Origin of the sequence: Roseibacillus ishigakijimensis (genome assembly GCF_016595415.1) — a bacterium.
Lineage (GTDB): Bacteria > Verrucomicrobiota > Verrucomicrobiia > Verrucomicrobiales > Akkermansiaceae > Roseibacillus > Roseibacillus ishigakijimensis.
In genome coordinates this window covers 24,247-31,812 of the sequence record NZ_JAENIO010000047.1, presented here as the reverse complement: position 1 = coordinate 31,812, position 7,566 = coordinate 24,247, and the positions used below count along the sequence as shown (strand labels likewise).

General features: G+C 61.0%; 2 protein-coding genes. Both read right to left on the bottom strand.

The window, feature by feature from the left end; all coding sequences use genetic code 11:
• Positions 1-59: 59 nt before the first annotated feature.
• Positions 60-5,945 carry an Ig-like domain-containing protein gene (locus tag JIN78_RS14680; RefSeq protein ID WP_200392745.1) on the bottom strand — a complete coding sequence of 1,962 codons (5,886 nt, stop codon included), beginning with the start codon at positions 5,943-5,945 and terminating at the stop codon, positions 60-62.
• Positions 5,946-6,068: 123 nt separating this feature from the next.
• Entirely contained in the window at positions 6,069-7,379 is a 1,311-nt protein-coding gene (locus JIN78_RS14675) for an MFS transporter (protein WP_200392744.1), read from the bottom strand.
• Positions 7,380-7,566: the final 187 nt, after the last annotated feature.

Genomic DNA, 7,566 nt, shown 5'->3' with positions numbered 1-7,566 from the left:
CGCTTTCTCTCGAAAGCGCCGCTTTGTGGGATTGCCTGGAAATTTTTTCCGAGCTGACCTTAGTTGTTATACTCCACCCGGATGCGGGCGAAGACTTTGGTCTGGGCGGGAGGCAGCGGTCCGGGGATGACGGCCGAGATCTCGCTGCTGTCGTTAGTAGCGGGCGTGACTTTGGTCCATTCTTCCAGGTCGGTGCTGGTCTCGATGATGTATTCGAGGCGGGGGTCGGTGGCCGCTTCGCTGCCTTTGGCGTAGCTCAACAGGTAGTTGCTGCCATTGGCTTGCAAGCCGGGCAGGACGTTGAAGGCAGTGGGGTCGAGCCCGAGGGCATACTCCAGCAGGCCGACCACGCCGTCATTGTCGCGGTCGTCTAGGAAGTTGGCTCCCGTGGCGCCATTGGCGGCCATGTATTGGTCGTAGGAAGTTTCCTCGATAATGGCGGTGGTCACGCGCAGCAGGGGGGCGGCGGTGGCGAGACCGGGGTTCTCGGATACTCCGGGCATGTAGATGGCCCAGCCGTCGGTGGTCTCCGGCTTCACGTTGAGCCCGTAGTTGGGACGACCGGCGCGCCAGTCCTGCACGGCGGGGGTGACATCTCCAAAGGTGACCGACTTTTGCCCCATCCCGACAATCTGGGTGAGGGCGGGGTCGATGTGCTGGGAGATGGTGGGACCATTGACTCCGAAGGTGGTGGTGGTGTCCCATTCTTCGAGGACCGGGTGGAGGGCGTAGGGGCCACTACTCTGGTCGCTACCGCTGGTCGGGGTAAAGAGCAGAAGCTCAGCCTTGACCACGGTTTCCCCGTCCGGGATGGACTGGAGGTTACCTTCCTCGCCAAAGGTGACCGGGAATCGGAAGAGGGTTTCCGTGGTGCCGGAGGTTCCGTCGTTGAGGTCCATGAACTGCTTTTCCACAGTGGAGCCGTCGAGCGAGGGTTGGTTGGCCCCTTCCGCAGTGGTGCGGTTGTTGACCACCGAGCTCATGTCGGCCTCGTAGTAGTATTCCTTCAGGGTGTTGTTGGTGGAATAAGTCACGACCAGCTTGGGACGCAGCTCGGGGTTGACGTTGCCCACGGTGTTGTAGGACCAGCCATCGGAGGTGCCGCCAGTGTAGATGGCGAAGCCGTAGTTCTCGATGCCGAAGCTGTCTCCGATTTGATAGTCGGACCAGAGCTGGACCAGATAGGTGACGTTGGCGGAGACCACTTGACCGTTCTGGATAGCACCGAAGCCGGCTACGGGAATACCGGTGACCGAGCCGCGCACACCTTCGAAGTCGTCACCCTTTTCGCCCAACTGCAAGTCGGCGTATTTGGTGTTCTCGTCGACGGGAACAGTCAGGATGTCAATGATGTAGGGGCCTCCGGACTGGGCGTCGCCAGCGGTGGAGGTGCTCATGATCAGCTGGGCGTCCTGAATGCCGGCTCCCGGGGGAATCTGACCGGGGCCGTCGCCGAAGATGTTGTCGAAGCGGACGATCCCATTGGTGTCGTTGCTGGAATCATTGTCTGGGTGACCGTCGAGGTAATACTCTTCGACGGCGGAGCCCAGCTGGGTGGTGCCGGTCTCGATCAAGCGCATCCCGAACTGCCCGGTGTAGCCGTCGACCCCTTCCTGGAAGGTGACGGTGGTGGTGGCCACAGTGGGGTTGACGTTGGTGATGATCACTTGGGCAGTGCCGTAGGTGCCGATGCTGTAGCCAGCGCCCGGGGTGAGGGTCACCACGACTGTTTCCGGCAGCTCGAGGAAGCCATCGGTGGCGGCTTCCACAGTCAGGGTCGCGGTGTTGCTTCCCTCTGTAAAGGTCACCGAACCGGGCAGGGCGGTGTAGTCCGTGCCGCTGGTCGCGGTGCCACCTACGGTGAAGGGAACCGTCAAGGCCGTGCTCAGGTCGCCTTCGCGAGTGAAGGTGAAGAGGCCGTTTTGTTCGCCTTCGGTCGCATTGGCGGTGGCGGCGACATGCACTTCATCTCCGTTGAGGCCCGTGTTCTCGAGGGGGACGATGAGGAAGCGGAAGCCGCCGTCCTGCGGATCGCCCTGGATGCGGGGCAGGTCCTGCGAGAAGACGGTGAAGGCATCGGTGGAGTCGAAGTAACTGTAGACGTTGTCGCCACCGTTTCCGTTGCGGAAGTCGGCAGTGAGGAACATCACCGAATTGGAGGGATTGATGACGGTGCCGTCACCAATGCGCACCTGATAGCGGTTGGACTGTGGCTCGGCGGAGCCCCCGGAGAGACGGAGCTCGTCGTTGAGGGGGACGAGGGTGCCGTCATTCTGCACCAGACCGCTGTAGACTTGGCGGCTGGTAGCAGGAACGTAGAGGAAGCCGAAAATCCGATCGGCCAGGCTCTGACTCCGGTCGCGGGTGGTGACCAGCCAGTGGTTTTCTTCTTGCGCGACGGCCACGACGTGGCTGCTGCCGTTGTCGTAAGCCATGGCGATGAGGTTGCCCGTGATGGGGAGGCCTTCCAAGCGATACTGGCCGCTGCCGGTCTTGGTGACGGTCAGGGTCACGCCTTCCGGCAGGTGGGTGCGGTCGCTATCCACGGTGCCGTCGGCAGCCACTTTGCCACCGAACCAGCCGTCAGCCCAAGGGAAGAAACCGAGGGACATCCGGGAGGATTCTTCTCCGGCGGTGGGATCGTCGGCACCGGGGCCTTCGATGTCCATCATGCTGATGTAATACTGGTCATTGCCCGCGTTGTCGGGGCCGATGACATTGTCCAGCGCGGCCAGGTTGTCCAGGGTGGGGTAGTTGCTGCCGAGGAAGAGGCCGGAGAAGTTGTCCACGCGCTCTCCATTGATGGTGGGGTTGAAGTCTCCGGTATTGGTTCCGTCGCTGCCCAGTGCCGGGCTGGCGGTGGTGCTTTCCACTACCCAGTTGGCCGGGTTGGCGGGAGAGGCTTTGTCGCGATCGAGGTCGCCACCATCCACCACGCCCACGGTGTAGCCGGGGATGGTCGGGGTGGGGAATTCCACGGTCACGCCGACAAAGTCCGACCGGGAGGTCTGACCCGCGTTGTCGGTAGCGACGGCGGTGAGGAGCAGCGGGCGGGCTGCCTCCACTGTGATTTGCGCTTCATAAGGAGCGGAAGTGTCTTCGGAGATGAGGACGCCCTCATTGTAGAAGCCCACCTTGGCGATGGAGCCGTCGCTATCCGTGGCGGAGGCCTCGATGTTGACGGTGTCTCCCAAGTTGATGTTGAGGCCATCGACCGGATTGGTGATGGTGACATCAGGTTTGGCATTGTCAGTGAAGGTCTGGCCTGCCGCCCAGACAGGGTTGCCCAGGATGGTGCCGGAGACCGCGCCACTGGCCGAGCTGGTCAAGCTCTCGCCGCCAGCTTCGGTGAAGCCCCAGCGGGCGATCAGATTGGTGGCGGTGGGAATCTCGGAATTACAGAATTCCCGCAATTCGGATTGGGTTCTCGCTCCGGCCCAGATGCGGACCTCGTCCAGCGAGCCTTGGAAGTAGCCTCCGGGGACGCCGTTGGAGTTCAGCGCGCTGGCCAAGGCCGCATGCTGAATACTGTCCGCCCGGGGCATGAGGCCCTCCGCGTCGCGGGTGGCTTCCAGGTTGCCATTGAGGTAGAGGCGCCATTCCGTGCCGTCGAAGGTGACGGCGGCGTGATACCATTGTCCGGCCTCCAACTTGGTAAAGCCTTCCACGGGGACGTTTTCACCCCGATCAGACCCTTCGAAGTCGGCGACGAGCACTTTGTCCTCCGCGTGAATGCCGAGGAAGTAGTTCATGTCGAGGTTGGACTGATCGTCCTCGCCCCGTCCCTTGGTGACTAGGGGATAGGCGGTGACTCCGCCAGAGCCCGTGCCTGCTGCCTGACCGAAGGTGCCTTCGGGCTTGAACCAGGTCTCCAGGGTGAAGGTGCTCAGCCCGAGGCTCTCGGCATTGCCGAAGGTAACGTATTGGTTCACCCCGTTGAAATACATGCCGCCGCTGCCGGATGGGGGCACGATGTGCACGGTGTTGGCGAGGCCAAAGGTGCGTCCCCCGCTGGTGTCGGTCACCACGGCATTGAAATCATAACTTCCCAGGCTGTTGAAGGGGGAAGGGATGGTGAAGCTGTAGGGAGCCGTGGTATCGGTGCCGATGATGATGCCGTCTTGCAAGAAGTCGACTTGGGCCACTCCTCCGTCCTCATCAATGGCTTCCGCTTCCAGCGTGATGGTGCTGCCCACCACGAATTGCTCGTCCGCCACGGGAGAAGTGATGGTCACGGCCGGCTGGGCATTGGAAGGATCGCTGGTCAGGAAGACGAAGTTGAAGATGTCCTCGTCGTCGGTGGCTCCTTTCTCCGTCAGGTAGCCTTCCGGCACGTCGCGGCTTTGCACCACCCAACCCTGGTCGGCTTCGCTCCACTCGTTGGTGACGAAGTTGTCCGTATTGTTGGGGAAGATCTTGGTGAAGACGCGGAACTCGACGGGGTATTCGCTGGGTTGCGCGCTCAGTTTGGCAGGCACGCTGATGGTGCCCTCGGTGATGTCGGAGGGAATGAGCTCGACCTCGTAACCGGCGTCGGGACCGGTGGTGATTTCGAGGAAGTAAGCGGTCCGCTCCGGGTAAGGCAGAGTGGTGGAGAAGGTTCCTTCCGTATCGGTCAGAATGGTGGTTACGGAGTTTTCCTCTTCAATGAGCTGGCTGCTCTCGAAGGTGCCGGTGACAATGTCGTTCTCGGTCACCCCGGTGTATCCTCCCGCGGGAGCCACCAGCAGGGTGCCGGTCTCATTGGTCATGCCATCGACCTCGAGCAGGTATTCGTGACCGGCCGGTCCCACGCGGAACTCGATTGGGTAATCTTCCGCTGCCGCAGTCAGACTGGAGGCAATGGTCAGGACGGTGTCGGTGCGATCGGTGATCTCATGCAAAGTGCCGACATCCGGTCCGGAAAGAATTTCCAGCAGGTAGGTTTCCCCGGCCATGTCCTCGAGAGCCGTGGTGAAGGTCGCCTCGTCATCGGTCAGGGGAGACTCGAAGCTGCCGCTGAAGTAGACGTCGCCGAGGCTGTCCATGCTGCGACGGGGGGTGACGGTGAAGTTGCCGCCCGAGACCTCCGCGCTGCCATCACTCTGGATCCGGCCCAGGGCATTGATGAAATCGGGGCCCACGACGTTGGTGGGGAGATAGACGAAGGCCGAGGAGTCTTGTTCGTAGTTGACGCCGCCGCCAAACTGACCGTTGTCCATCACGGAAAGGGTGAAGGAGCCATCGGGGTTGTCTTGGGCCATGGCGAAGTTGCCCTCGTTTTTTCCGTGCAAGGCGAGCAGGATGCCGTTCTCGGCGGTGGCCTTCACTGGATAGGGGCCGGGGGTGTCCAGCTCGGTGAGGTCGACGGTGAAGACGCCGGCCTCGGACTCGTCAATAAAGTGAGTGCCGAGGATGATGTCCTTGTTCCCGATGAGCTCGGAAGTGGCTCCTCCGTTGGAAGTCTGCCCTGCGTGAGTGGCCAGATAGACGTCGTAGGGGAAGTAGCCGATCGAGAAATCGATGTTGTATTCCGCCCGGCCGTTGTTGTTCTGGGCGCTGCCTCCCATATTGTGCGTGGGGACGAAGTAGTAGCCCGTCCCTCCAATGGCTACCGAGGTGGTGGCGAAGTTGAGGCCATTGACGGTGTCGCCTCCCGCGAAGTTGTTGCGGGCATTGTTGCTGGGCGAAGTGAAGAGCAGGCCGTCGGAGACGTCATCTTCCCGCACGGGACCAAATTGGAAGTCGGTGTCGCCGCGGTTGGTGCCCACCACTTCAAATCCTTCCGTCGAGCCGGGCAGGATTTGGAAGTCGACTGCGGGACTATCCGAGTTCATCCCATTGTTGGTGTTATTGAGCTGGGTAATTTCGATATTACCAAACTCGAGCGCCAGAAGGGGCGCCGAGCTGAATAGAAGTGCGGAGAGCGTGAAGTTCCCCCACGATGATGCGAATTTGTTCTTCATCGGCGCGCCTCATACGGGGCCGCGCTATTGAGATGAATTTGATTTTCGTGACAAAACCGTTGGATAAAACCCCTTGCCGATTAAACTAGCCTTATTCGTTAGCTGAGGAATAATGAAAAACTTCTATCGAGTTTCTTGTCCTTGTTCGATGCTCCGTGACCAGAGGAAAAAGGCAAGGAGGCCTGCGAGCAGGAGCCAAGGCTGGGTCGAGAGAGTGAGCTGAAAGGCTGCTCCTTCCTCATGACCCCCTTCTTCGAATCCGGCCACCGCTGTCGCGAAACCCAGGGAGGCTACCCCGTATCCGAGGTTGAAGATGAGTCCTTTCACGGAAAGAATGGTGGCTCGTTGTGAGGAGTCAGCCAAGCGATTGAGCTCGCGGGAGGTGAGGAAATCGGTCCAGGTGAGGACAGCCATAGTGCTGATGGCGGGCAGGATGCCCCACCAGGGCCAAGCCTGCCCGAGGAGGAAAAGGGAGCCTGCTGCCCAGGTGGCGATCAGGAGCAGATGGGTGCGGGGAGTGACGTGTTGGGACAAGGTCCTCGCTAGCTTGGGAATGAGGATGCCGACCACCGCGAAGGTGGCCCCGAGAAAGCCGAAAAGCCATTCCGGCACGGAGATGAAGCGGAAATAGTCGGAGGTCAAGGTCGCGAAAGTGCGCGCGAAGGCATCGGCCAGGACTCCGCCGAGCACGACCATCAGGGCCAAGGGGGTGGTCAGAACCCAGCGGCCGGCCGAAAGGGTGGTGCGGAAGGCCTGCCGCAGGGAGGGGGTGGGCTGGTCCCCGGCTTGGATCTCCCGCAAGCGGAGGGCGAGGACGAGACAGGCCACCCCTTGTAGGAAAACCAGGGCAAGGGGTAGCCGCAGGGTGAGGGATTTGTCCCACTCCGCCACAAAGGGAAGGACGCGGGCCAGCAGGGAGGGGTCATAGAGGAGGGAGCCCAGAATCATGGCGGTAAAAAAAGCGGCCGAGCGGAAGGCCATGATGTTGGCGAGCACCTCGTCCCAGCGCTTTTCTTCCCCCGCTGCTCGCAAGGTGTCATAGGCGAGGGCTTGGTCCGCCCCGCTGGCAGCGGCCTCGGAAGCTCCCGAGAGGAGGCGGTTGCCCACTGCCATGGTCAAGAGGACCCAGCCCCCGTGCCGGGGGGCAAAGAGGAGGAGGGCCATTTCCAATATCATCATCACCGCCGCCGCGATGAGGAGCTTGCGCCGGCCAATGGTGTCGGCCAGAGCTCCCGAGGGGACTTCCAGAAGAAAAATGGCCGCCGCCCAAATGGCATTCAAGGTCAGGAATTCCTCCCGGCTCAGTCCGAGGTCAAGGAAGAGAATGGCAAAGATGGGGTAATAGGCCCGGGCATTGTAGAGGACGGTGAACCAGGCATAGAGCCGCACATTGGGGAGCTGGAACGGGCCGGAGCCTTGGAAAATCGCGCGCACGTCCAACCCTGCCCCCAACTGATCGAAAAGACACGCGAAACATGGAGTGGCGAGAGAAAGGGGCCCGGGCCCGGTCTCTTGATTCGCTTCTCTTAATTATTTGATGACACGAATTAAAAATCTCGGATTCCTCAACTAGCAAGGATTCCGAACCGTTGGAGAGTGTACTGAACATAAAAGATTTGAC